Genomic DNA, 25,138 nt, shown 5'->3' with positions numbered 1-25,138 from the left:
ACCTGAAGACCCGAGTAGGCCGAATCATCGTCACAGCGCTGTGAAAGGGGGGTGACCTCGGCTAGGCTGGGGTGGTGCCCGCCGCAGCAGTTACGGCGGGGAGCGTTGCGGAGTTCCCATGCCAGCCTTTTCGCGAGACCACTACCGTCAGATCGTCGAGCTGTCCGGTGACAGCATTTTCGAACTCGATGGCGGCGGCCGCGTGGTCTCGGTCAACCAGCGTGGGCTTGAGCTGCTGGAGGCCTACGGCCGTCACGACGTGGTCGGCCGGCACTGGCACGACCTGTGGACGCCGGCGATGCGGGCGATCGCCCGCGAGGCCGTGCGCCTGGCCTGCGTGGGCCAGCGCAACGAGTTCCAGGGCGCCATCCAGACCCTGCGCGACCAGGAGCGGATCTGGTCGGTGATCGTCAGCCCGCTGGCCCTGGACCGCGGCCAGCCGGTGCTGCTGCTGGCCATGTGCCGCGACGTCACCGATCGCCTGCGCTCCGAACACGCGCTGCGCCTGATCAACGAGAGCCTGACCTCGCAGCTGCAGGGCGCCGAGCTGCGCGAGCTGGTGACCGCGCGCCACGCCGACTTCCTGGAATCCTCGCTCACCCAGACCCAGGAGCAGGCCGAGGCCGAGCGCCATGCGGCCGAGGCGCTGCGCGGGCAGGTGGACATCGCCGAGGCCGCGCGCAGCCTGGCCGAGCGCGCGCGCGATTCGGCCGAGCTGGCCTCGCTGCAGGCGCAGAAGGGCGAGGCGGTCGGCCAGCTGGTGGCCGGCATCGCCCACGACTTCAACAACATGCTGCAGACCGCGGTGGCGGCCATCAGCGTGGTCACCGACACGCCCGAGCAGCTCACCCCGCTGCAGCGCAAGCTGCTGGGGCGCGGGCAGGAGGCGCTGCACCATGCCTCGATGCTGGCGCGCCGGCTGCTGGCGTTCTCGCGCCGGCATCCGCCGCGCTTCGAGGCGCTGGACCTGCGCGAGGTGGCCACGTCCATGGCCGAGCTGATGCGCCAGTCGCTGGGCCCGGACATGGTGCTGGTGGTCGAGCCGGCGCCGCAGGCGCTGATCACCCAGGGCGATCCGCACGCCATCGGCCAGGCGGTGATGAACCTGTGCATCAACGCCCGCGATGCCTGCCAGAACCGCGGCCAGATCACCGTGTCGTTCTCGCACCAGTCCATCGCCAGCGATGGCGCCACGCCCTCGCGCGCCAGCGGCCAGTACGTGGTGCTGTCGGTGGCCGACACCGGCACGGGCATGGACCAGGCCACGCTGTCGCGGCTGTTCGAGCCCTACTTCACCACCAAGCCCGAGGGGCAGGGCACCGGCCTGGGCCTGGCGCAGGTCTATGCGCTGATGCGCCACAGCGGCGGCTTCATCGACGTGGACACCGCGCTGGGCCGCGGCACGGTGATGAGCCTGTGGTTTCCGCAGGCCGAGAGCGCCAGCGCGCACGCGCCGGTCGCGATCCACGCGGCCTGAGCGGGCCTGTAAAGCACGACGGCCGCTTGCGCGGCCGTCGTTGCTTGCAAAGGAGGCGGGACGCTTACTGCGCCTTGGGCACGCCGATCGCCTTGACGTCGTCGTCGCTCAGGCGGGTATTGGCATCGGCGCTGAGCAGGGCGTTGACGTCCTGCAGGTCGGCCGCGTCCAGCGTACCGGCGGCGGCCTCCAGCAGCAGGCGGTTCTGCAGGAAGTTGTACTTGGCCAGCGAGTACTGCTCCTGCGCGGCGACCAGGTTGTTCTGGTTGGTCAGCACGTCCAGCACGGTGCGGGTGCCCACTTCCAGGCCGACCTGCGAGGCGTCGTAGGCGCTGCGCGCGGAGACCACGGCCGAACGACGGGCCTCGATCTCGCTGATGCCGGCCTCCAGCACCTGGTAGGCGTTGCGCGTGTTGCGCACCACCGCGCGGCGCTGCTGTTCGAAGGCATCCTGGGCCGAATCGCGCTGGGCGACGGCCTGGCGCACCTGCGATTGCGTGGCGCCACCGGAGAAGATCGGCACGCTCAGGGTCAGACCGATCGAGCGCGAGTCGTACTCGCCGCGGCGCGAACCGTCCGTCCCGGTGTCCGAGTCGCCGCCCCAATTGGCGCTGCGGCCGTAGCTGCCGCTCAGGCTCAGGGTCGGCAGGTGGCCGGCGCGGGCCGCGCTAATGCCGGAGTCGGCCGACTGCACCTGCAGCTGCAGCGACTTCAGCTGCGGATTCTGCGCCAGCGCGGTGTCGACCCAGCCATCGGCGCTGTACTGCGAGGGCAGCTGCGGCTTGAAGTCGTCCGGCAGGCCGCGCAGGTTGGTCACCGGCTGGCCGGTGATCTCGGTCAGGGCCTCGTAGGCGTCCTTGAGCGCGTTGCGCTGGGTGATGACCGTGGCGCGCGCGCTGTCGTAGGAGGCGCGGGCTTCGTGCACGTCGGTGATCGGGGCCAGGCCCACGTCCAGACGCTTCTGCGCGTAGTCGAACTGCTTCTGGAACGCGGCCTGCGCGGCCTCGGCCGAGGCCAGCGTCTCGATCGCGATCAGCACGTTGAAGTAGGCCGCCGAGGTGCGCGTGATCAGCGAGTCGTTGGCCGAATCCAGGTCGAAATCCGCCGCCTGGCTCAGCGCGCGCTGCGAGTTGACCCGGGCGTAGTCACCGAAGTTGATCAGGCTCTGGTTCACCGTCACGGCGTAGTCGCGCGAGCGCGGGCTGTCGATCCACTCGCCGCCATGGGTGACCTTGGAACTGGAGCGCCCGAGCGAGGCGGTGCCGTTGACCTGCGGCAGCAGCGTGGCGCGGGCCTGGACCACCCCTTCCTTCTGCGACAGGCGCGCGGCTTCGGCCTGGGCCAGGGTCGGGTCGCCGTTGCGGGCCATTTCATAGGTCTGCATCAGGTCGGTGGCCGAGGCGGCCGAAGGCAGCGCCAGCGCGACGGCGAGAACGAGGGGGAGACGGCTCATCGTGGGAGTTCCTTGAAAGTTTGTGCCAAGCGCTTAGAAGACGAACGCAGGGACCGGCGCGGCGCCGACCAGATAACCCAGCGCATCGGTCTCGAACAACGATTCGATGCGTGCGCCGCTGGTGTCGTTGTGCACCAGCACCGCTTCCATGGCCGGCGAGCGGCCGCGCACCACGAACAAGCGTCCACCCGGACGCACCAGTTCCATGAAGCCCAGCGGCAGGGTGTCCACCGCGGCGGTGATGCAGACCGCGTCGAACTTGCGGTCGGTGGCCCAGGCCAGCGCGTCGGCGGTCTCGATGCGCACGTTGCTGCCCAGCCCTGCGGCCTGCAGGTTGGCCTGGGCGAAGGCGGCCAGCTCGGGGTGCAGCTCCAGGCTGACCACTTCGCGGCCCAGCGCGGCCAGGCAGGCGGTGAGAAAGCCGCTGCCGGTGCCGATTTCCAGCACGTCCTCGCCGGGCTGCACGTCCAGCGCCTGCAGGACGCGGCCTTCGACCACCGGCTTCATCATGCGCTGGCCGTGGCCCAGCGGCAGTTCCAGATCGGCATAGGCCACCGCGCGGTGCGCCGGCGGCACGAAGGCCTCGCGCGGCAGGGTGGCCAGCGTGTCCAGGACGCGGGGTTCCAGCACGTCCCAGGGACGGATCTGCTGTTCCACCATGTTTTCGCGGGCTTGGGCGTAGTTGATCGTCATGGGCGTGCTCGGGGGGCGTGTCGGTGTACCGGGGCGGGCATTCTAGCGGCGCGCGGCACGGCAGGCGTGCTGAGCATCGCCGCCGCACCCGGGGTGGACGCAGTGCCGGGAAGTCACCGGACCGGAAGTCATGGCCGGGCCGTGGCGGCTCGGGTTCAGCGGCGGGCATAGGCGCGCAGGAACATGTCCACCGTGTTATCCAGGTGACGGTCGATCTCGCCCGCTTCCAGCCGCCCCAGCAGGCCGCACATCATGCGGCCGTAGATTTCGCCCTTGAGCAGGGTGAAGAACTGGCGGGCGGCCACGTCGATGTCCTCGATGTCCAGGTGCCCCTGCGCGACCTGTTCGCGCAGCAGCCCGGCGAAGATGTCGTGGGTGCGCTTGGGGCCGGACTCCCAGAAGATCTGGCGCAGGTGCTCGTCGGCCTGGGTGCTGGCCAGCAGCATGCGGTGGGTGTTGATCGCCTGCTCGCTGGTGACCATGGCGAAGAAGCCTTCGGCGATCTGCCGCAGCTGCGCGCGCACGCCGACATCGCCCTGCACCTTGAAGGTGGCATCGGGCAGCAGCTCCTCGCACAGGTTGCGGATCGCCTCGGAGAACAGCGACTCCTTGTCGCCGAAATGGCTGTAGACGGTCAGCTTGGACACGCCGGCCTCGGCCGCGATGCGGTCCATGCTGACGCCGGCGAAGCCCTCGCGCGCGAACAGCGCCTTGGCCGCCTCGAGAATCGCCGCGCGCTTGGCCAGGTCCTTGGGACGGCCCGGGCCTGACGGCGTCGTGCTGCGGGAGGAGTCGGAAGACACGGGGAGCGGAGCCTGCGGGACCATCGCGCAATACTAGACTAGACGGTTCGATATTTACAGTCCGGGCGCGCCGTTGCGGGCGCGCCCGTCATCGTTGCGTCAGCTTGCCCGACTGTCCCGGGGCCGGTGGGACCGGCCCCCGGACGGGGATCAGGCGCGCAGGCCGGCCGGCTGGCGTTCGAGCTGGGCCAGCACGGCCTCGGTCGCCTGCGCGGTGCTCAGCGCCTGGCCGGGGCCGGCCAGGTCGGCGGTGAAGGCGCGCGCGTCCAGGGCGGCGTCCACGGCCTGCTCGATGCGCTGGGCCTCGGCTTCCAGCCCGAGCGAATGGCGCAGCAGCAGCGCGGCCGAGAGGATGGTGGCGTAGGGGTTGGCGATGCCCTTGCCGGCGATGTCCGGGGCCGAGCCATGGATCGGCTCGTACAGGCCGACCCGGCTCTGGCCGAGCGAGGCAGACGGCAGCAGGCCCAGCGAGCCGGCCAGCATCGAGGCCTCGTCGGTGAGGATGTCGCCGAACATGTTCTCGGTGACGATCACGTCGTACTCGCGCGGCTTGGACAGCAGGTGCATGGCCATCGAATCGACCAGCTGGTGCTCCAGGGCGATATCCGGGAACTCCTCGCGGCCGACCCGCGCGGCCACCTCGCGCCACAGGCGCGAGGTCTCCAGCACGTTGGCCTTGTCCACCGAGGTGACCTTGCCGCGGCGCGCGCGGGCCAGGCCGAAGGCGCTGCGCAGCACCCGCTCGACCTCGGCCACCGAATAGCTGCACAGATCGCTGGCCGCTTCGGCGGTGCGGGTCTTGTCGCCGAAATAGATGCCGCCGGTCAGCTCGCGCACCACCACGATGTCCACGCCAGCCAGCAGGTGCGGCTTGATCGGTGAGGCGTCCAGCGCGGCCGGATGCGGCCGCACCGGGCGCAGGTTGGCGAACAGGCCCAGCGCCTTGCGGATCGCCAGCAGGCCCTGCTCGGGCCGGATCTTCGCGTTGGGGTCGGACCACTTGGGTCCGCCGACCGCGCCCAGCAGCACCGCGTCGGCCTGCTGGCAGGCGAGGGTGGTGGCCTCGGGCAGCGGCACCCCGTGGCGGTCGATGGCGATCCCGCCGATGTCGTGCTCGGCGAAGCGGAAATCGTGGCCGTGCTGTTGGGCCACGGCCTTGAGGACGGCGACGGCCGCAGCGGCCACTTCCGGGCCGATGCCGTCGCCGGGCAGGACGACGATGTCAGCGTGCATGGGCGGCCTCGTAGCGGGCGATGTCGGGGACGCGGGCCAGCAGATAGCCCAGCTGGTCGACGCCTTCGAGCAGGCAGGTCTGCGAGAAGCCGTCCAGCGGGAACGCATAGACACGCCCGTCCGGCGTGCGCAGCTCGCGCGCGGCCACATCGATGGTCAGCTCGTCGTCGGGACGCTCCATCAGCGTCTGCACGTCGGCCTCGGCCAGTACCACCGGCAGCAGGCCGTTCTTGAGGCTGTTGCCGCGGAAGATGTCGGCGATCTCGCTGGACACCACGGCCTGCAGGCCTAAGTCGGTCAGCGCCCAGGGCGCGTGCTCGCGCGAGGAGCCGCAGCCGAAGTTGCGCCCGGCCAGCAGGATCGAACGCCCGGCGTTGTGCGGCTGGTTGAAGGCGAAGTCCGGGTTGGGCGTGCCGTCGGCCTTCCAGCGCCAGTCGTTGAAGGCGTTGCGACCCAGGCCGGCGCGCTCGGTGGTGGACAAGAAGCGCGCCGGAATGATCTGGTCGGTGTCGATGTTGGTCGAACGCAGCACGACGGCCTTGGAGGTGATTTGAACAGTCCGGCCATGGATGGCCGGGCTCTTCGTCAGGGATGACGGTACTCCTGCCATCACGCGGCCTCCTCGCTGCCGCCCAGCGCGAAATCGGCCGGCACGTCGGTGACCTCGGCGGCGGGCAGCGCCTCGGGCGCGGGCGCGTCCTGGCGCGGGCGCAGCGGCGTGTCGCGCACGCTGCGGGCCAGCGCGCTGGCCACTGTGGCGGTGAAGGCCACGTGCGCGGCCTGGTTGGATTCGGGACTGGGCATCAGGCCACTTCCTTGGATTCGGTTGCTGCGAACAGATCACGCACATCGCTGACGCGGCCGTTGACCGCGGCCCAGGCCGCGCTCAGCGGCGAGGCGAGCAGGGTACGCGAGCCGGGGCCCTGGCGGCCCTCGAAATTTCGGTTGGAGGTCGACACGGCCAGCTCGCCCGGCGCCACCAGATCGCCGTTCATGGCGATGCACATCGAGCAGCCCGGCTCGCGCCACTGCGCGCCGGCGGCGCGCACGATGGCGTCGATGCCCTCGGCCTCGGCCTGGCGCTTGACGATCTCCGAGCCCGGCACCACCAGCATGCGCACGCCCTCGGCGACCTTGCGCCCGGCCAGCACGCGGGCGACCTCGCGCATGTCGCGCAGGCGGCCATTGGTGCACGAGCCGACGAACACCACGTCGACCTTGGCGCCTTCCACGCGCTCGCCGGCGTGGAAGCCCATGTAGTCCAGGCCCTTCTGCGCGGCCGCGTCGTTGGCGGCGGGGATGGCCGCATCGACCGCGATCGCCGTGCCCGGGTGCGTGCCCCAGGTCAGGGTCGGGCGGATGTCGGCCGCGTCGATCACCACTTCGGCATCGAAACGCGCGCCCGCATCGCTGCGCAGGGTCTTCCAGTAGGCGACCGCGGCGTCGAAGTCGGCGCCCTTGGGCCCGCGCGGGGTGGCCGCGACATAGTCGAAGGTGATCTGGTCGGGCGCGACCATGCCGGCGCGCGCGCCGGCCTCGATGGACATGTTGCACAGGGTCATGCGCTGCTCCATGTCCATCGCCTCGATGGTCGAGCCGCGGAACTCCAGCACATGGCCGGTGCCGCCGTTGACCCCGATCACGCCGATGATGTGCAGCACCACGTCCTTGGCGCCCACGCCCGGCGCCAGCGGCCCGTCGACGGTGATCGACATGGTGCGCGGCTTGCGCTGCAGCAGGCACTGGGTGGCCAGCACATGGCCGACCTCGCTGGTGCCGATGCCGAAGGCCAGCGCGCCGAAGGCGCCGTGCGTGGAGGTGTGGCTGTCGCCGCAGACGATGGTCATGCCGGGCTGGGTGAAGCCCTGCTCGGGGGCGATGACGTGGACGATGCCGCGGTTGGCCGAGCCCATGTCGAACAGCTCGATGCCGTACTGCGCGCAGTTGGCTTCCAGCGTCTGCACCTGCTTCTCGGCCGCGGCGGTGTAGTAGGGCAGCCGGCCATCGGCGCCGGCCGGCAGGGTCGGCGTGGAATGGTCCATCGTGGCCTTGGTCCGGTCCGGGCGACGCGGCGCCAGGCCGCGTGCGCGCAGTTCGGTGAAGGCCTGCGGCGAGGTGACCTCGTGGATCAGGTGCAGGTCGATGTACAGCACCGCGGGCGCGGTGTCGCTTTCGGGGACCACGACATGCGCGTCCCACAGCTTGTCGAACAACGTACGGGGGGCGGAACTCATTGCGGATGGCCTTGCGTTGAATGCGGGGTCGGGGAGCGGCGCGCGCTGAAGCGCAGGCGCACGTAATCGGCATGCCACTGGCCGGCGGCGTCGCACAGTGCCGGGCGCAGCAGCGCCTCGGTGTCGGCCAGCACGCGGCCGCGGGTGTCGGCGTTAAGGCCGCTCAGGAAGGGATCGGCGAAGGTCTGCAGCCAGCCGGCGATGCCGGTGGGCAGCGGCGTCGGGCGCGGGATCAGCGCGATTTGCACGACCTCGAAGCCATGCTTGGCCAGCCGCGCGGCGTATTCCTCGGCCGTGGGGAAGAACCAGGCGAAGGCCGGCGCGCCGGTGCCATTGGCCTGCGGCGCCGCGCGCAGCGCGGTGGTGATCGCCGCTACGTTGCCATGGCCGCCGAACTCGGCGACGAAGCGCCCGCCGGGCTTGAGCGCGCGCCGCACGCCGGCCAGCACCGCGTCGGGCTGGCGCATCCAGTGCAACGCGGCGTTGCTGAAGACCGCATCGAAGTCGCCCTCGAAGGTCAGGGCATGCCCGTCCATCACGCGCGCATCGATGCCGCGTTCGACCGCAGCGGCGACCAGCTCGGGCGAGGCGTCCACACCCACCACGTCCGCACCGGCCTGGACCAGCTGCGCGGTCAGCACGCCGTCGCCGCAGCCCAGGTCCAGGATGCGCTCGCCGGGCTGGGCGTCGAGCAGCGCCGACACCGAGGCGCCCAGCGCCGGGACGAAGCCTGCGTTGCGCGCGTAGCGGGCCGCATCCCAGGCCTGGCCTGCCGCAGAGGCGGCGGGGTGCGTGGCCGGGTTCATGCCGCGGCGGCTTCGCTCGGTGCCGGGGCGTGCTGGCGCTGGCGCAGCAGGCGGTTGGCCACGTCCAGCCAGGCCAGCGCGCTGGCCTCGATGATGTCCTTGGACGTGCCGGTGCCTTCGTATTCCAGGCCGTCGGCGCGGACCGACAGGCTGGCCTCGCCGCGCGCGTCGGCGCCGATGCCCACGCTGTGCACCTGGTAGCTGTCCAGCTCCAGCTTGACGCCGGTGGCGGCCGAGAGCGCGCCGAACAGCGCGTCGACCGGGCCATTGCCCTGCGCCGTCTCGGCCACGCGGTTGCCTTCAGGATCGGACAGTTCGACCAGCGCGTTGGCGCGGCCGCCGACATCGGAGATGGTCATCGAGGCCAGGCGATAGCCGTCGCTGACCGCGGCGTCCTGCATCAGCATCTGCAGGTCGGCATCGCCGACCACGCGCTGACGCTCGCACAGGCCCTTGAACTGCTCGAATACCAGCTTCAGCTCATCCTCTTCCAGCAGATAGCCCAGCGCGCGCAGGCGCGCATCGACCGCGGCGCGGCCGCTGTGGCGGCCCAGCACCATCTGCGTGTCCGGCCAGCCCACGTCCTGCGGCCGCATGATCTCGTAGGTGCCGCGGTGGCGCAGCATGCCGTGCTGGTGGATGCCCGACTCGTGGGCGAAGGCATTGGTGCCGACCACCGCCTTGTTGCGCTGGACCGGCATGCCGATCAGACGCTGCAGCAGCTGCGAGGTCGGCACGATGCGCGGGGTCTGGATGCCGGTGTCCAAGCCGTAGAAGGCGTTGCGGACCTTCAGCGCCATGGCGATCTCCTCGATGGCGCAGTTGCCCGCGCGCTCGCCGATGCCGTTGATGCTGCCCTCGATCTGGCGCGCGCCGGCCTCGGCGGCGGCCAGCGAGTTGGCCACGGCCAGGCCCAGGTCGTTGTGGCAGTGCGCGCTGAAGATCACCTTGTCGGCGCCGCTGATGTCGGCCACGCCGGCGATCACGCGGCGGAACATGTCGCCGATCTCCTCCGGGGTGGTGAAGCCGACGGTATCGGGCAGGTTGATGGTCCGCGCGCCGGCGGCGATGGCGGTGCGCGCGACCTCGATCAGGTAGTCGATCTCGGTGCGGGTGGCGTCCTCGGCGGAGAACTCCACGTCATCGACATAGCCGCGCGCCAGGGTCACGTGCCGGTGCACGGACTCGAGCACCTGCTCCTTGCTCATGCGCAGCTTGTGCTCGCGGTGCAGCGGGCTGGTGGACAAAAAGACGTGCAGGCGCGGGTTGGCGGCCGCTTCCAGCGCGCGGGCGGAGATCTCGATGTCGCCGGCCAGGCAGCGCGACAGCACCGCCAGGGTCGGCGTGCGCACTTCGCGGCCGATCAGGGTCATGGCCTGGCGGTCGGATTCGGAGCTGGCCGGGAAGCCGGTCTCGATGATGTCCACGCCCAGCTCGGCCAGGGCGCGGGCCATGACCACCTTCTGCTGCGGGGACATGCTGCAGCCCGGGGACTGCTCGCCATCGCGCAGGGTGGTGTCGAAAATTCGGACGGTGTCGGTGGATACGGCGGTGTTCATACGAAGGGATCCTCTACGGCGACGGCCGTGCGGATGGCCGTGGGACGGCGCGGGGTCTGGAAGGCGATGCGGCGTGCGGCGCGGCGTGCGGGGCGCGGCGCCAACGGGACGGAAAGGGCGAGGGCGAGGATCATGCCGCCACCCCGGTCACGGCCGCGGCCGGCGGGTCGATGCAGATGGCGACCGACTCGCAGTCGTACACCTTCTCCAACTGATGGCGCAGGGTCTCCATCGGACGGGTGCCCTCGATGTGCATGCCCAGCTCCCAGCGGCCATCGGCGCGCGGCACGGCATGCACCGCGCGCGGGGCGAAGCCGCGGCGCTCGACCATGCCGATCACGCGCACCAGGGCGCCTTCGGCCGGGCTCACGATCAGATCAAGCCGGTATTGCATGGGACTTGGGCTCCGGTGCGGCTTTGGCGGGGTTGGATTCCAGCATCGAGCTGTTGGCGTGGTTGGGCGGCACCAGCGGCCAGACGTTGGCCTTGATGTCGATGCTCACGTGCAGCAGCGCCGGGCCGGGCGTGGCCAGCAGCTCGGCCAGGGCGTCGTCGACCTGCTCGCGCGCGGCGATGTGCCGGGCCGGGATGCCGAACACGCGGGCCAGCGCGGCGAAGTCCGGATTGTCGGACAGGTCGATCTCGCTATAGCGCTCGGCGAAGAACAGCTCCTGCCACTGGCGCACCATGCCCAGTGCGGAGTTGTCCAGCAGCACGATCTTCACCGGCAGCTTGCAGCGCGCGATGGTGACCAGCTCCTGCACGTTCATCATGAAGCCGCCGTCGCCGTTGACCAGGACGACGGTCCGCTCCGGGCAGGCGAACTGCGCGCCCATCGCCGCCGGCAGGCCGAAGCCCATCGTGCCCAGCGCGCCGCTGGTCAGGTGATGGCGCGGATGGTTGAACTTGCAGTGCTGCGCCACCCACATCTGGTGCTGGCCGACATCGCTGGTGATGATCGCGTCGGCCGGGGCGACCTCGCTCAGCCGCTTCAGCAGCGCCGGGGCGTAGATGTCCGTGCCCGGGGCGTCGTAGCGGAAGCCGAAGCGCTCGCGGTTGGCCGCGCACTTGGCCTTCCACGCGTAGCAGGCGCTGCGCGCGCCGCTCAGCGCGCGCAGGCCGCTGGCCAGATCGCCGGGGATGGCGATGTCGGCCGTGCGCAGCTTGGAGATCTCGTAGGCGTCGGCGTCCAGGTGGATGACGCGGGCGAACGGGGCGAACTCGGCCAGCTTGCCGGTGGCGCGGTCGTCGAAGCGCGCGCCGACCACGATCAGCAGATCGCTTTCCTGCACGGCCATGTTGGCCGCGCGGGTGCCGTGCATGCCCAGCATGCCCAGGTAGTTGCCGTGGTTGGCCGGCAGTGCGCCCAGGCCGCGCAGGGTCAGCACGGTCGGGATGCCGCTGGCCTCGACGAACTGGCGGAACGCCTCGACCGCATTGCCCAGCGCGATGCCGCCGCCGCCGTAGACCACCGGCTTCTCGGCGCCGGCGATGGCCGCCAGCGCCTCGGCGATGGCCGCTTCGGACGGCGCCGGGGCCGGCGCGACCGCCGCCGGCACGTGATCGGGCAGGTGCGAGGCGTCGTTGATCTGCACGTCCTTGGGCAGGTCGATCAGGACCGGACCGGGGCGGCCCTCACGGGCGATGCGGAAGGCCTCGGCGAACACCTGCGGCAGATCCTCGACCCGGCGCACCAGGAAGCTGTGCTTGACGATCGGCATGGTCATGCCGAACACGTCCAGCTCCTGGAAGGCGTCGGTGCCGATCAGCGGCGTGGCGACCTGGCCGGTCAGGCACACCATCGGCACCGAATCGAGCATCGCATCGGCGATGCCGGTGATCAGGTTCGACGCGCCCGGGCCGGAGGTGGCCACGCACACGCCGACCTTGCCGGAGGCGCGTGCGTAGCCGTTGGCGGCCAGCGCCGCGCCCTGCTCGTGGCGCACCAGGATGTGCTTGAGCGCAGAGTCCACCAGCGCGTCGTAGAACGGCATGATGGTCCCGCCGGGATAGCCGAAGATCGTGTCCACGCCCTCGGTTTCCAGGGCGTGGGCGATCCAGCGGGCGCCATTGCGTGGGGCAGTGGCGGTCGGTGCGTTCATGCGGCGGCGGCCTGTGGTTGCGCTGCGGGCTTGGGGGCGTTGTCGGCCAGCCACACCATCTTGGCGCGCAGCTGCTTGCCGACCACTTCGATCGGATGCTCCAGATCGGCCTGCTTGAACTTCTTGTAGTTCGGCAGGCCCGCCTCGTACTCGGCCACCCAGTTCTTGGTGAAGGTGCCGTCCTGGATGTCGGTCAGGACCTCCTTCATGCGCGCCTTGGTCGAGGCATCGATCACGCGCGGGCCGCTGACGTAGTCGCCGTACTGCGCGGTCTCGGAAATGAACTCCAGCATGCGGGTAATGCCGCCTTCGTAGAACAGGTCCACGATCAGCTTCAGCTCGTGCAGCACCTCGTAGTAGGCGATCTCGGGCTGGTAGCCGGCTTCCACCAGCGTCTCGAAGCCGGCCTGCACCAGCGAGGACGCGCCGCCGCACAGCACGGCCTGCTCGCCGAACAGATCGGTCTCGGTCTCTTCCTTGAAGGTGGTCTTGATGATGTTGGCGCGCGCGCCGCCCAGGCCGGCGGCGTAGGCCAGCGCGTACTGCTCGGCCTTGCCCGACTTATCCTGGTAGACCGCGTAGATGCACGGTACGCCGCGGCCGATCTCGTATTCGCGGCGCACCAGCGCGCCCGGGCCCTTGGGCGCGACCAGGACCACGTCCAGGTCCTCGCGCGGGGCGATCATGCCGAAGTGCACGTTCAGGCCGTGGGCGAACAGCAGCACCGCGCCCTGCTTCATGTTCGGCGCCAGCACCTCGTTGTACAGCTGCTTCTGCACCATGTCCGGGGTCAGCACGGCGACCAGGTCGGCGTCCTTGACCGCCTCGGCCGGCGACTTGACCAGGAAGCCGTCGGCCTTGGCCTTGGCTTCGGTTGGGCCGCCCGGACGCAGGCCGACCGTCACATCGAAGCCCGACTCGCGCAGGTTCATCGCATGGGCGCGGCCCTGGCTGCCGTAGCCGACGATGGCGATGGTGGGCTGGGGGAGGTTGGAGGTCGAAGCGGTCATGGGCGGCGTTCCTGTCTGGCTGAAAGTTGGGGTTGAAACTTTTGAAGGGGCTGAAAGCACGAAACCCCGCACTTCGCAGTGCGGGGTTTCGTCAGGGTTTCGTGTGCTTGCTGCTTACACGACCGTCCGTCCCGCACCGTGAGGCGAGTGAATAAGTACGAGCACGAGGAGCGATGCCGCGGCGTGCGCGGTCTGCTGGGCGGTCGTGATCGGACGGAAGGCGTTCATCAGGCCGGCAGAAAACCATGCCCGGCGCGGGGCTGTCAAGCGCGGATTTCGTTGCGCCAGAAACCGTGCCGCAGCACCGGTGGGCCTCACCGCTCCCGCTCGCGCTCCAGCCACTGCGCGATGGCCCGGCGGTCGTGCTGCAGGCGGCGCTGCTGGTCCTGGTACTCCTGGTCCAGCGCGCGGTACAGCGCGACGATCACCAGCACCATCAGCAGGGCGAAGGGCAGGGCGGCCACGGTGATCATCGCCTGCAGCGCCTCCAGGCCGCCGACCAGCAGCAGCGTCGCGGCGATCAGGGCGATGGCCGAGCCCCAGACGATCTTGCGCGACAGCGGCGGGTCCTGCGCCTTGTCGTAGGACATGCTGGCCAGCACCAGCACGGCCGAGTCGGCCGAGGTGACGAAGAAGATCGACAACAGCAGCAGCGCCAGGCCGGACAGCAGCCAGGACAGCGGCAGGCCGTCGAACATCGCGAACAGGACCGTCTCGTAGCCCTGCGCCAGCGCCGCGGCCAGATCGACATGGCCGAACAGCTGCGCCCACAGCGCCGCGCCGCCGAAGCTGGAGAACCACAGGAAGCCCAGCAGGCTCGGCGCCAGCACCACGCCGAACACGAACTCGCGGATGCGCCGGCCGTAGGACACCCGCGCGATGAACGCGCCCACGAACGGCGCCCAGGCGATCCACCAGGCCCAGTAGAAGATCGTCCAGGTCGCCACCCAGGTCGAACGCGAGAACGGCGACATGCGCAGGCTCATGTTGACCAGGCTGTTGAGATAGCTGCCCAGGGTGGTGGTGAAGGTGTCGAAGATGAAGCTGGTCGGCCCCAGCACCAGCACGAACGCCAGCAGCAGCGCCGCCAGGCCGACGTTGAAGTTGGACAGCCATTTGATGCCGCGCTCCACGCCGGTGACGCTGGAGGCCATGTACAGCACGAAGGACACCGCGATGACGGTCAGCTGCACCGGCGCGGAGGCGTGGATGCCGAACACCCGCTCCAGGCCCGCGGCGATCTGGATGGTCCCGAAGCCCAGCGTGGTGGCCACGCCGATGGTGGTGGCCACCACCGCGGCGATATTGACCGCGTGGCCGATCCAGCCCTCATGCCGGCGGCCGACCACCGGTTCGAGCAGGTCGCTGATCAGCCCGCGTCCGCCGCGGTTGAACTGGAACCAGGCCATCGCCAGCCCGATCAGCGCGTACACCGACCACGGATGCAATCCCCAGTGGAAGAAGGCGTAGCGCATCGCCGCGCGCGCGGCGTCCATGCTGCGCGGCTGCAGCCCCTCGGGCGGGGTGATGAAATGCGACAGCGGCTCGGCCGCGCCCCAGAACACCAGGCCGATGCCCATGCCCGCGGCGAACAGCATCGACAGCCAGCTGGCGTTGGAGAACTGCGGCTGCGCATCCTCGCCGCCGATGCGCAGGTCGGCGAACCGGCCCACGCACAGGAACAGCAGGAACACCAGCGCGGCGAACACCACCAGCAGATACAGCGAGCCGGCCGCGCCGATGGTCTGCTTCAGCGCCGCCTGCATCACTGCATTGAACGCATCGGGCGCGACGCCGGCGGCGAGCACCAGCGCGATGACGATGAACAGCGAAATCCTGTAGACCACGGCCAGCTCCGTTCATGCGGTGCGCCCAGCGGTCGCCGCGAAAAGCGGTGCACGGTACAGCCGCGGCGGTGATCGGCACGTAGCGATGCACTGCACGGCGCATCACGGGCGCCGCATCGGCCCGATTGGCGCGTCTCACGCCCAGCACAGGCCTCAGCGCAGGCAACCCCCTCCGTCATTCCCGCGAAAGCGGGAATCCATGGACGTCGCGCCCTCGCATGGGCGCCACCCACTTCGCGCCCTCTAAACCACGACGAAAGCCTTCTCTCAGCGTCGCTTAGCGCGCCCCATCCCCGATATGCGCATCCAGGAAGGCCTGCAGCTGATTGAAGAAGGCGATGGAATTTGCCTCGTTGTAGAAGCCGTGGCCCTCGTTGGGCACCGCCATCCACTGCGGCGGATGGCCGGCGGCGGTGAGCGCGGCGCGCATCGCCTTGGCCTGGGCGAAGGGCGCACGCTCGTCGTCCTCGCCATGGGCCAGCAGCACCGGCACGGTGATCTTGCCGGCCAGGGTGACCGGCGAGTTGGCGGCCAGCTCGGCCGCATCGCGCCCGATCACCCGCTGCAGGTAGTGACGGCCCGAATCGGTGCGCTTGATGTCGCCCTTGCTGTACATCATGTCCAGGTCGTAGATGCCGGCCAGGCCGACCGCGCACTGGAACATCCCGGGCGCGCGCGCCACCGTCATCATCGCCGAGTAGCCGCCGAAGCTGCCGCCGTAGACGCACACGCGCTTGGGATCGGCCATGCCCTGGGCGATGGCCCAGCGCACGCCGTCGAGCAGATCGTCCTGGATGCGCGTGCCCCACTTCAGATAACCGGCCTCCATGAAGGCCGCGCCGCGCCCGCCGCTGCCGCGATAGTTGACCTGCAGCACCAGGTAGCCGCGGCTGGCCAGGAACTGCGCGTCGGTATCGAACTCCCAGTCGTCGCGGATGCCGTGCGGGCCGCCGTGCGGCAGCAGCACCATCGGCAGCGCCTTGGGATCGCGCACGCCCGCGGGCACGGTGACGATCGCCTCCAGGGGCAGGCCGTCGCTGGCGGTGAAGCGCTGCACGCGCCGCTCGCCCATCCGCGCCGGGTCGATGCCCTCGCGCGGGGTCAGCAGGCGGCGCAGCTTGTTGTCGCTGCGGTTGATCAGATACCACGCGCCCGGGTCGCGGTCGCTGTCGATGAACAGCAGCACGACCTGGCCGTCCTGGCTCTGGTTGACGAACTCCACATGCTTGCCCGGCAGCGCCGTGGTCAGCGCCTGATGCAGCTGCGCGTCGGGCGAGTCGGTGTCGAAATAGGTGAAGCGGCTCGGCCCGCGCCCGGCCTGCGCGGCGAACGGCACCGACGGCGCATGGGTCCACTGCAGATCGCTGACGCTGGCGAAGCTGTCGCGCGCCAGGACCTGCAGGTTGCCGCCCTGGGCGTCGCTGCGCACCAGTTCGGCCGGCCCGCCCTTGCGGCTGCGCAAGGCATAGAGCTGACGATCGTCCGGGCTGAAGGCGAACGGCTGCCACAGCTCGGCCTCGCTGGTGGGCATGGGCAGCCACGCGCCGTCGTCGCCGGCCCGGTACAGCAGCGGCTTGTCGTCATCGTCGGTGCCGATGGCGAAGCGCGGCTTGCCGGTGTGGTCGAGCACGAAGTCCAGGTCCGGCACGCCGATGTCGGCGATCAGGCGGAAGGTGACCTTCTCGGTGTCCACGTCGTAGAGCATCGAGCGCCGCGCTTCGAGCGAGAGCTGGCGCAGGTAGAAGTGGCCGTTGGGGATCTCCGGCACGCCTTCGATGTAGCCGAAGCCGCGGTCGAGCGTCGACCTGGCCGCGCGCTGCTCGTAGCCGTAGATGTACTTCTGCCCGCTGCCGTCGAAATTGCTGGCGATGACCTCGCCGTTGGGCCGCGGCTTCTCCAGGGTGCCGACCTTGCGGCCCTTGGCGATCACCAGCCGCGTGTTGCTGACCCATTGCACCTGGGTGGCCAGCTCATAGCGCGGGAACTTCAGCAGCGCCGTCTGCACCATGTCCGACAGTCGGTAGACCGCCAGCGCCGACATGCCGTGGTCCAGATCGACCGAGGCCGCCAGATACTTGCCGTCCGGCGAGAGCATCGGGTCGGACAGCTTGCTCGCCTGCGCGAACGCCTCCACCGGCACCGGCGCCTCCGCCCCGGCCTGCGCACACGCACATGCCACCACCGCGGCCACCATGGCCCGCTTCCATGCCTTCATCGTCGCCCCTTGTCGTGTTGTCGCCCATGCCGGGCGTCTATCCCCGCCAAAACGATAGCGCAAACCCGCAGGCGCGTGAATGCGGCGACGCCCGCCCGGGCAGGGTGTTGTCGTCGGCGTACCAGGCTGGGGAACTCGACTTCGCCAACCAGCCTCGACCCGGCCGGGCGCGGCTTCTCGGCTGGGTTCGCCATCCATGGCGGACTCGCCGCCGCGGGCCACCCCTGCTCCCTCTCCGCGCGCCCGGCCGGGTCGAGGCGCTGCGAGCGGATGGGTCGGGACTTGTTTTGACTTTCGACCCGAAGCCTCATCGCGTGAGGTGTGAGGCAGCGGGCCGGCGGGTGGGGGCCGCGCCCAGCGAGGCAGGGCGCCGAGCGCCCGAATCAGGGCGGGATGCCCTGATTGAGGGGAAAGCGGCCCCCCGCCCGCCGGACCGATACCCCTCCGAAGCCGCAAGGCGTCCCACTCGGGCACTTGAAGAAAGCACAAAATAAAAGACCCCGCCGGTCGCCCGGCGGGGTCTGTCTTGCGACTTCCAGACGGGCTCAGACCGACGCCCGATCAAACCACTTAGAAGTCGTACTGCACCTGGAAGCGCACATAGCGCGGGGTGGTGTAGTACTTGCCCAGCTTGTAGCTGTTGTAGGTCTCGCCGTACTGGGTGTCTTCCTTGGTCTCGTACACCTGCAGCGGCTTGACCGAGTTGAACAGATTCAGCACCGACATCTGCAGGCTCAGGCCATTGGCCCACTGCGGCTTGTAGACCACGTTCGGGTTGACGGCCCAGGTCCACGGCGTGCGGCCGGCGGTGCCCTGCTTGGCGATCTCGCCGTTGCAGTAGTGGAACACGCCGCCGTAGCCGTACTCGGTGCCGAAGGTGCCGGTACCGCCACCCAGGCAGCTGATCGGCGCGCCCGACTGGACCTGCAGATCAACACCCATCGACCACTCGTCGGTGAAGTTGTACGCACCGTACGCCTTCAGCGTGTGGCGATGGTCGTTGAACAGATAGCCATCGGCGCCGTACATGATCTCGGCGAAGTCGAAGTCCGAGGTGGTGCCGGTGTCGGACTGGCCATTGGTGCTCTTGACCAGACCCTCGTAGTTGCCGCTGAGCTTGGACCAGGTGTAGTTGATGCTGGCGTACCACTTGTCGGTGGCCTTCTCCGCGCTCAGGGTCAACGCCTTGTAGTAACGCTTGGCCTTGGGACCCAGGGCGCTGCCATCGACGTGGATGTTGTCGGCCTTGCCGTCGCCATCGACATCCAGCGTGATGTTCAGGTCTTCGCCCGGGTTGTAGAGGTAGCAGCCCGGCAGACCGTCCGGAATCGTCCACTGGTCAGCCCAGTGACCGGCCACGTCGTAGCCCTGCGCCTGGGCGGCGTTGTAGATCGCCCGCACATCGCAGGTGTCGTCGATGGCCTGGTTGATGCGACGGTAGGTGGCCTTGGCCCCCAGCGTCCAGCCGTCGACGAAGCTGTTGTCCGAGTGCAGCAGCTGCTGGTAACCCAGGATGGCCTCGTCCTGCGTGTAGGGCTTCAGGCCCTTGCTGGCCACGGCCTTCGGATCCGGCGCAACACCGTTCTCGCCGTTGATGACATAGTCGGCCGAGCCGCCGCGGAAGGGCGCGGTGTTCAGCGGCGCGCCGCTGACCGGATCGATGCCGTCATAGGTGTAGTAGTTGACGGTGTAGAACGAGGCGCTTGCGGCGCGCAGGGCGACGTTGGCCGCGATCGGCAGCGAGTAGCGGCCCAGCGAACCGAACAGCTTGCTGTCGCCGTTGCCGGCCACATCCCACGAGAAGCCCAGACGCGGCTGCCAGATGTCGTCCTGCTTGACGAAGGTGGTGCCCGAGCTGTTCTTGTTGTCGAACGAGTCGTTGCGGATACCGCCGTACAGCATGAAGTTGTCGGTGATCTGCCAGTTGTCCTGCAGGTACCAGGACTTCTGGTCGATCTTGACGCCGCCGCCGGTGCGGAAGTTGATCAGGCGCGCATAGCCGTCGTACAGGCGCCAGTAGCCGCCCGAGGAGTAGGCCGTGCCCGAGGTCGACTTCCACTGCTCATCGCTGTAGCCGAAGGCCACCTTGTGGTCGCCCAGCTGCCACTCGAAGTCGGCCTTGTAGCTGTCGCGGGAGTTCTTGCCGCCTTCCATGCCCACGCTCTGGGCCACGGCGCAGCCGATCTTCGTGCCGGTCTGGTCGATCACGTACGGGCAGTCGCCGATGGGGCCGAAGACGTTGCCGTCGTACGAGCTGTGCTTGCCGTCAGGGCTGATGGTGAACTGCGAATCCTTGTTGCGCATCTGACCGTACTGCAGCGCCATGGTCAGGTTGTCGGTCAGGTAGCTGGTCCACTTGAAGATGTCGGTCTGGCCGCCGCTCTTGCCGACCAGCTGGCCGTTGTAGTCGGTCTTGGCCGGATGATCGTCGGCGCCGTAGGCGGCGTTGTAGTAGTCGTAGGTGTAGCGGCTGCCGTTGTCGAAGCCGGTGTACTCGAGGTGGTTGGCGTCGTTGAGGTACCAGTCCAGCTTGACCAGCCAGTACGGCGTCTTGGACTCGTAGTCCTGCGCGGTGGTGGAGCGCGAGGCCGTGGAGGGCGACAGGGTCGGATTGCCGTCGGCGTCCAGCTCGGTCTGCACGTCCGAGCGCGCACCGTAGGAGGTGGTGTTGCTCTTGTCGAACTCGGCCAGCGCGAACACGAACAGCTTGTCCTTGATCAGCGGACCGCCGATCCAGCCGGTGTAGGTGTTGGAGGCGTTGTAGTTGTTGTGGTAGCTGCGGAAGATCTGGTCGTCGCTGTTGCGATAGACGTTGGGCACGCTGGCGCGCAGGCTGTCGGGCACGCTGGTCCAGCTCAGGCCGCCGTGCCATTCGTTGGTGCCGCGCTTGACGTTGACGCTGGTCACGCCGCCGGTGGAGAAGCCGTACTGCGCGCCGTAGCCGCCGGTCTGCACGTCCAGCTGGTCGATCGCCTGGAAGGGGACTTCCGAAAAGGACAGGCTGTCGTAGAGGTTGGTGATGTTGAAGCCGTTGACGTAGTAGCTGTTCTCGGCCGCCGAGGCGCCGCCGAAGGAGGCGTTGCCGAAGTAGCCCGAGCTCTTGACCGTGCCCGGGGTCAGCAGCGAGACGCTGGTGATGTCACGCGGCACCGGCAGCGCGTTGAGCTGCTCGGCGGTGAAGGTGGTGCGCGACTCGACGCTGGACAGGTCGATGCCGTTGACGTTCTTCATGCCGCGCACGACGACCGTGTCCAGGCTCTTGGCCGCGCCGCCGCCGCTCGCATCGGCGAACTCGGCGTTGACCGTCTGGCCGGCCACGACGGTGACGGTCTGGCTGGAGGCGGTGCCGTCGGCGCCGGTCAGGGTGACCGTGTAGGTGCCGGTGGGCAGGGCGGGAATGCGGAAGCGGCCGTTGGCATCGACCGGCACCTGACGCGACACGCCGGAGGCGGAACTGGTGATCTGCACGGTCTGGCCGGCGACGGCCGGCGCGGTACCGGCGATGTTGCCGGCGGTGCTCTGCGCGTAGGCAGCGCCCTGCGCCAGCGCGGCGCCGAGCACGAGGGCCAGGGCGGTGCGGCGCAAGCCGTGGTGACGATTTCTGTGGCTCATGTGAATGTGGCTTCCCAATAAATGCATCAAGGCAAAAGCGCCCCTCCGGACCGGCCCGCGGGATGCGGAGACGGGGGTAGGGCGCGGGCAATGCGCGCGGCCGCGTAACGGACGTCCAACGGCGCGCGAACGGGAACTTAACGAGCTAGTTCGTCCCAAGCGTGGCGATGTGTGTCGCAATTCACGTAATTTGTCACGGATCGTCAGAAATTAATGGCATCAAAACTAAAAGCCAGCTAATCAGTGACGTGTTTGTTATTTTTCAGACCTGTTAAGGGGGATTTCATCTTTTTGACGGCCCCGACAGGGAGGTGATTACGATGCGATCCCGCACTGCAAGATCGCCCCATGCGCCTGGACCTCCATTTCCTGCGTCGACACCCCTCGGCCATGCTGCTGGTCGTCCAGCTGGCCGGAGTGCTGCTCTACCCGGCCATGAACGACACCCGCACCGGCCAGGCGCTGCTGGGGGCGTTCGGCATCCTGGTGCTGGCCCTGGCGCTGTGGGTGGTCAACCGCAGCCCGGCGGTCAACTGGATCGCCTGGCTGCTGGCGCTGCCTTCGGTGGCCTGCTCGCTGCTCGGGGTGACCCGGCAGCTGCCGGGCCTGGTGACCTTCGCCCAGGCCATGGAATGCCTGCTGTACTTCTATACCGCCGCCAGCCTGATCGGCTACATGCTGGACGACCACCGCGTCACCAGCGACGAGCTGTTCGCCGCCGGCGCCACCTTCACCCTGCTGGCGTGGGCGTTCGCCTTCGCCTTCTCGGTGTGCCAGCAGTGGTACCCGGGCAGCTTCAGCGCCAACGGCGTGACCAGCGGCGCGCGCAGCTGGATGGAGCTGCTGTATCTGAGCTTCAGCGTGCTCTCGGCGGTGGGCCTGAGCGACATCGTGCCGGTGCTGCCGCAGGCGCGCGCGCTGGTCATGCTCGAGCAGTTCGCCGGGGTGATGTACATCGCGCTGGTGGTCTCGCGCCTGATCGCGCTGACCACCCTGCGCGTGCGCGCGCAGCGCGACGACCGGCCCGAGGGTTGACCCACGCGCTACGATGCGCGGCTTTGGCCACGCCTCGTCCGCGCACCGCATGAAACTGCAGGTTCCCTTCATCCAGCTCCCGGTCCTGTTCGATCCCGGACCGCTGCTGCACGAGGCGATGGCCGTGGCGGACAGGCACTGGCAGCGCTGCGCCGACGGCGGCGAGCGGCTGCGGCTGGTCAGCAGCGGCGGCGATGCGGCCAGCGGGGCGCTGTCAGGCCCGATGCGTGCCACGCCGTTCCTGCGGCAGATGCCGCTGCTGCAGCAGGCGCTGGCCGGGCTGGGCGCGACCTGGGGCCAGGTGTTCCTGCAGCGCATCGCGGTCGGGCGGCAGTGCGCGGCCGAAGTGGCGGTGGACTACTACCACCGCGAGCGCCTGCGCCTCCACCTGCCGCTGGCGAGCCCGCCGGACGTGCTGCTCGAATGCGGCGACGAGGTCGCGCACCTGGCGCCGGGCACGGCCTGGGTGTTCGATACCTGGCGTCCGCATCGCTTCGCCGGCCCGGCGCAGGGGCCGTGCCTGCATCTGGTAGCCGACACCGTCGGCGGCGAGCGCTTCTGGGAGCTGCTGACCCGCGGCCGCACGCCGGGCCGCGCCGAGCGTGAGCCCTGGCAGCCGCTGCAGCTGACCCTGGCGTCCGATCAGCGCGTGGTGCTGGCGCTGGAGGCGCATGGCGCGCCCCAGGTGATGACGCCCTGGGAGCTGCGCGAGCATTTGATGTTCCTGTTGAACGAGGCCGTGCCGCATCCACGTCTGGCCGGCCTGCAGGCCTTGCTGCTGCGCCTGTCGCGGCACTGGCATGCGCTGTGGGCGCGGCATGGAGCCGAGGCGGCCGGCAGGCCGGCGTATCGGGCGCTGCTGGCCTCCACCGCGCAGGCCTGCCAGCAGTTGGGCGTCGAACAGTTGGTGCTGCGCAACGGCATCGGCCTGTGGCCGGCGCTGCAGGCGCAGGTGCTGGACGTGGCCGTGGCCGAAGAGGACGGGCTGCGCCGGGGAGGCGCGCGGAAATCCGAGGCGCCGCCGACTGGGGCGCCCACGGTCGCCACGCCGAAGCCGCGCTCGCCGCCAACCCGCCTGCGGCAGCCGTTGTTCGTGGTGGCGGCGCCGTGTTCGGGTGCGGGTCTGGTGGCGCGCACGCTGGTGCGGGCGCCGGGTCTGTATGCCGCTGGCGAGGAGGCGCGTCGGGCGATCGACGGCATCCAGCGCCTGGCGGCGCCGCAGCGGGCCGACTTCAGTCATCGCCTGCTGGCGGGCGATGCGGTCGAGGACACGGTGCGCCGGGTGCGCGAGCGTCTGGCGCGCGGCTTGCGCGGTCACGACGGCAAGCCGGTGCCGGCCGCCGGCGGCACGGTGCGCCTGCTGCGTGCGGACGCGCGCGATGCGCTGCGGGTGCCGTTCCTGGCGCAGGCGTTCCCCGATGCGCGCTTCGTGTTCGTCCATCGCGAGCCGCATGACGCGCTGGGCAGTCTGTTGCGCGCCTGGGAGGAGGGCCGCCTGCAGGACGCGGGTGTGCTGCCGGGCTGGGAGGGGCCGGCGTGGACGTTGGCGCGGCCGCCGGGCTGGCAGGCGCTGTCCGGTCTGCCGCTGGAGGCTGTGGTCGCGGGTCAGTGGTCGGGGATCATGCGGGTGCTGCTCGACGATCTGGCGCAGCTGCCGCCCGAGCGTTGGCTGGGGCTGGACCTGGACCGGCTGCTGGCCGATCCGGACGGGGAGATGCAGCGCGTGGCGGGCTTCGCCGGGTTGGAATGGCACCTCGAACTGGGCCAGACCCTGCCGCGCGCGCAGTCGCCGGCCAGTCCGTCCTCGGCGGAGCGCTGGCGTCCGCATGCCGCGCGTCTGCAGCCTGCCCTGGGCGATATGCCGCAGCGCGCGCTGGAAGCTTCCTTCCACGGCTGAGCCGTTCTTCCGTTCTAGGTTGCGGCGGGTGCGCGTCGCGGCTTCGGCAGAGCAGTGCTTCCGGCTTCGGAAGGGCAGCGGTCCGGCGGGCGGGGGCCGCTTTCCCCTCAATCAGGGCATCCTGCCCTGATTCGGGCGCTCGGCTTCCTGCCTCGCTAGGCGCGGCCCCCGCCCGCCGGCCCGCTGCCGCGCGCGTCAGGTAATAGGGCTTCGGGTTTGTGCCCCCTCCCTTGTGCGCAGCGCAGGGGAGGGATGGGGAGGGGTCGGGGCTTTCCCGGTCAAGCCACAGAAGCAAAAGCACCCCACCCCGGCCCTCCCCTTCGCCTGCGGCGAAAGGGAGGGGGCACAGCATTTGCTCGATGCCTTCGAGTTGGAAGAAGACCTGATCTATTCGCCGAGGAGCCGCGCCCGGCTGGGTCGAGGCGGGTTGGCCAAGTCCGACGGCCTCGCGCTAGGGCGAGGGACACAAAAAAAAGGCGCCCTAGCGGGCGCCTTTCGTGACGACGGCTGGCCTGGATCAGGCCTTGTCGTGGCCTGCGTCGCGCGCGATGGCGTCTAGCAGGATCTTCTTGGCCTCGTCGGCGCCGCCCCACCCGTCGATCTTGACCCACTTGCCCTTCTCCAGGTCCTTGTAGTGCTCAAAGAAGTGGCCGATGCGCTCCAGCCAGTGGCCGCTGACCTGGGCGATGTCGTTGATGTGCGAGTAGCCGCTGAAGACCTTCTCCACCGGCACGGCCAGCAGCTTCTCGTCGCTGCCGGCCTCGTCGCTCATGCGCAGCACGCCGACCGGGCGGCAGCGGATGACCGAGCCGGGCACCAGCGGCAGGGGCAGCACCACCAGCACGTCGGCCGGGTCGCCGTCGCCGCACAGGGTGTGCGGCACGTAGCCGTAGTTGCAGGGGTAGCGCATCGGGGTGGACAGGATGCGGTCGACGAAGATCGCGCCGGATTCCTTGTCCACTTCGTACTTCACCGGCTCGGAATCCTTGGGGATCTCGATGATGACGTTGATCTCGTCCGGCGGATTCTTGCCGGTGGGGACGCTGCCCAGGCCCATGCGTTGCTCCAATGCTTTGAGGTGATCGAAAGTGGGCCGCATTCTAGCGCAGCGGTGCTGCAACGCAGCGCCAACGCCCGGCCAGGGGCTGCCAAGGCGTCGGCG

General features: G+C 69.6%; 19 protein-coding genes. 3 read left to right on the top strand and 16 right to left on the bottom strand.

Annotated features, from left to right (window positions below):
* Positions 1-118 precede the first annotated feature (118 nt).
* A complete protein-coding gene (locus QE438_RS10145) occupies positions 119-1,477 on the top strand; it encodes an ATP-binding protein (protein WP_130524311.1) in 1,359 nt (452 codons plus the stop codon).
* A gap of 64 nt (positions 1,478-1,541) precedes the next feature.
* Here the strand turns inward: QE438_RS10145 and QE438_RS10140 are convergent, their stop codons facing one another.
* The 15 genes from QE438_RS10140 to QE438_RS10070 form a co-directional block, all read right to left on the bottom strand.
* Entirely contained in the window at positions 1,542-2,930 is a 1,389-nt protein-coding gene (locus QE438_RS10140; protein ID WP_306995907.1) for a TolC family outer membrane protein, read from the bottom strand.
* A gap of 33 nt (positions 2,931-2,963) precedes the next feature.
* Positions 2,964-3,623 (bottom strand): protein-L-isoaspartate O-methyltransferase, encoded by a 660-nt coding sequence (locus tag QE438_RS10135; protein WP_306995909.1) that lies wholly within the window; start codon positions 3,621-3,623, stop codon positions 2,964-2,966.
* Positions 3,624-3,778: 155 nt separating this feature from the next.
* On the bottom strand, positions 3,779-4,450 hold the full coding sequence (locus QE438_RS10130) for a TetR/AcrR family transcriptional regulator (RefSeq protein WP_306995911.1): 672 nt from the start codon (positions 4,448-4,450) through the stop codon (positions 3,779-3,781).
* 126 nt (positions 4,451-4,576) lie between these two features.
* Entirely contained in the window at positions 4,577-5,659 is a 1,083-nt protein-coding gene (gene leuB / locus QE438_RS10125) for a 3-isopropylmalate dehydrogenase (protein ID WP_130528373.1), read from the bottom strand.
* Complete coding sequence (gene leuD / locus QE438_RS10120; protein ID WP_130517638.1) at positions 5,649-6,230, bottom strand: 3-isopropylmalate dehydratase small subunit; 582 nt, start codon at positions 6,228-6,230, stop codon at positions 5,649-5,651. Before leuD ends, leuB begins: the two co-directional genes overlap by 11 nt.
* A 38-nt stretch (positions 6,231-6,268) precedes the next feature.
* Positions 6,269-6,463 (bottom strand): hypothetical protein, encoded by a 195-nt coding sequence (locus QE438_RS10115; RefSeq protein ID WP_130528374.1) that lies wholly within the window; start codon positions 6,461-6,463, stop codon positions 6,269-6,271.
* Positions 6,463-7,893, bottom strand: a complete 1,431-nt coding sequence (leuC, locus tag QE438_RS10110; protein ID WP_130528375.1) for a 3-isopropylmalate dehydratase large subunit — start codon at positions 7,891-7,893, stop codon at positions 6,463-6,465. Before leuC ends, QE438_RS10115 begins: the two co-directional genes overlap by 1 nt.
* A complete protein-coding gene (locus tag QE438_RS10105; protein ID WP_306995914.1) occupies positions 7,890-8,699 on the bottom strand; it encodes a class I SAM-dependent methyltransferase in 810 nt (269 codons plus the stop codon). The genes leuC and QE438_RS10105 overlap by 4 nt, the downstream gene beginning before the upstream one ends.
* On the bottom strand, positions 8,696-10,258 hold the full coding sequence (locus tag QE438_RS10100) for a 2-isopropylmalate synthase (protein ID WP_130535660.1): 1,563 nt from the start codon (positions 10,256-10,258) through the stop codon (positions 8,696-8,698). The genes QE438_RS10105 and QE438_RS10100 overlap by 4 nt, the downstream gene beginning before the upstream one ends.
* 130 nt (positions 10,259-10,388) lie before the next feature.
* Complete coding sequence (locus QE438_RS10095; RefSeq protein ID WP_130516998.1) at positions 10,389-10,652, bottom strand: ACT domain-containing protein; 264 nt, start codon at positions 10,650-10,652, stop codon at positions 10,389-10,391.
* Positions 10,636-12,360 carry an acetolactate synthase 2 catalytic subunit gene (ilvG, locus tag QE438_RS10090; RefSeq protein ID WP_307183944.1) on the bottom strand — a complete coding sequence of 575 codons (1,725 nt, stop codon included), beginning with the start codon at positions 12,358-12,360 and terminating at the stop codon, positions 10,636-10,638. Before ilvG ends, QE438_RS10095 begins: the two co-directional genes overlap by 17 nt.
* Positions 12,357-13,370, bottom strand: a complete 1,014-nt coding sequence (ilvC, locus tag QE438_RS10085) for a ketol-acid reductoisomerase (RefSeq protein WP_130517002.1) — start codon at positions 13,368-13,370, stop codon at positions 12,357-12,359. The genes ilvG and ilvC overlap by 4 nt, the downstream gene beginning before the upstream one ends.
* 314 nt (positions 13,371-13,684) lie before the next feature.
* The gene (locus tag QE438_RS10080) at positions 13,685-15,217 is read right to left on the bottom strand and encodes a BCCT family transporter (protein WP_306995918.1); all 1,533 of its coding nucleotides are present in this window, start codon (positions 15,215-15,217) and stop codon (positions 13,685-13,687) included.
* Positions 15,218-15,494: 277 nt separating this feature from the next.
* On the bottom strand, positions 15,495-17,432 hold the full coding sequence (locus tag QE438_RS10075; RefSeq protein WP_306995920.1) for a S9 family peptidase: 1,938 nt from the start codon (positions 17,430-17,432) through the stop codon (positions 15,495-15,497).
* 570 nt (positions 17,433-18,002) lie between these two features.
* Positions 18,003-21,044, bottom strand: coding sequence for a TonB-dependent receptor (locus tag QE438_RS10070; RefSeq protein WP_130535666.1), 3,042 nt, complete (start codon positions 21,042-21,044; stop codon positions 18,003-18,005).
* A gap of 348 nt (positions 21,045-21,392) precedes the next feature.
* Between QE438_RS10070 and QE438_RS10065 the strand changes: the two genes are divergently transcribed.
* Both QE438_RS10065 and QE438_RS10060 read left to right on the top strand, forming a co-directional pair.
* Positions 21,393-22,079 carry an ion channel gene (locus QE438_RS10065; RefSeq protein ID WP_131659004.1) on the top strand — a complete coding sequence of 229 codons (687 nt, stop codon included), beginning with the start codon at positions 21,393-21,395 and terminating at the stop codon, positions 22,077-22,079.
* A 49-nt stretch (positions 22,080-22,128) separates the two neighbouring features.
* Positions 22,129-23,976 (top strand): sulfotransferase, encoded by a 1,848-nt coding sequence (locus QE438_RS10060; protein ID WP_306995924.1) that lies wholly within the window; start codon positions 22,129-22,131, stop codon positions 23,974-23,976.
* Positions 23,977-24,493: 517 nt separating this feature from the next.
* Here the strand turns inward: QE438_RS10060 and ppa are convergent.
* Positions 24,494-25,033: an inorganic diphosphatase gene (gene ppa / locus QE438_RS10055; RefSeq protein WP_130517015.1), complete on the bottom strand. Its 540-nt coding sequence runs from the start codon at positions 25,031-25,033 to the stop codon at positions 24,494-24,496.
* Positions 25,034-25,138: the final 105 nt, after the last annotated feature.

It is taken from the genome of Pseudoxanthomonas sp. SORGH_AS_0997, assembly GCF_031453535.1.
Lineage (GTDB): Bacteria > Pseudomonadota > Gammaproteobacteria > Xanthomonadales > Xanthomonadaceae > Pseudoxanthomonas_A > Pseudoxanthomonas_A winnipegensis.
This window is presented reverse-complemented; position numbering and strand designations above follow the sequence as displayed.